We start from the raw sequence: 439 nt of genomic DNA, 5'->3' as shown, positions 1-439 counted from the left end.
TCAGGGAAGCGCTCTCCCACTGAGCTAATCGCGCTCGACACGCCAAAGCGTGTCAAAGTTGAGGTGGAAACGGGAATCGAACCCGTGTGCACGGTTTTGCAGACCGTTGCCTCACCACTCGGCCATTCCACCGTGGCGATACCGCCTCACACACAAGTGTGCTGGAGCGGATGACGAGACTCGAACTCGCGACCCTCACCTTGGCAAGGTGATGCGCTACCAACTGCGCTACATCCGCATTCGAAAACCAGGCCCGGTTTTCTAAGCCCGTTTCTGGGCCTTGTGCGCGATACTGGGATTGAACCAGTGACCTCTTCCGTGTCAGGGAAGCGCTCTCCCACTGAGCTAATCGCGCAGATATTTTATTGTCAACACGCTAACCAGAATAACTACCGATTAACGTCTTGGAGCGGATGACGAGACTCGAACTCGCGACCCT

At 55.8% G+C, this 439-nt stretch carries 3 tRNA genes; all 3 read right to left on the bottom strand.

Features of this window, described 5'->3' with window-relative positions:
• Positions 1–61: 61 nt before the first annotated feature.
• Positions 62–132: transfer RNA gene (locus HMPREF2692_RS11050), tRNA-Cys, on the bottom strand.
• A 30-nt stretch (positions 133–162) separates the two neighbouring features.
• Positions 163–238 (bottom strand) — tRNA-Gly (locus tag HMPREF2692_RS11045).
• Positions 239–283: 45 nt separating this feature from the next.
• A tRNA-Val gene (locus tag HMPREF2692_RS11040) sits at positions 284–355 on the bottom strand.
• Between the last annotated feature and the right edge of the window lie 84 nt (positions 356–439).

Origin of the sequence: Corynebacterium sp. HMSC036D03 (assembly GCF_001836185.1) — a bacterium.
In the GTDB taxonomy this organism is placed as follows: domain Bacteria; phylum Actinomycetota; class Actinomycetes; order Mycobacteriales; family Mycobacteriaceae; genus Corynebacterium; species Corynebacterium simulans.
Note: the sequence above shows the minus strand (reverse complement) of the source record. Positions and strands in the feature narration are given on the sequence as shown.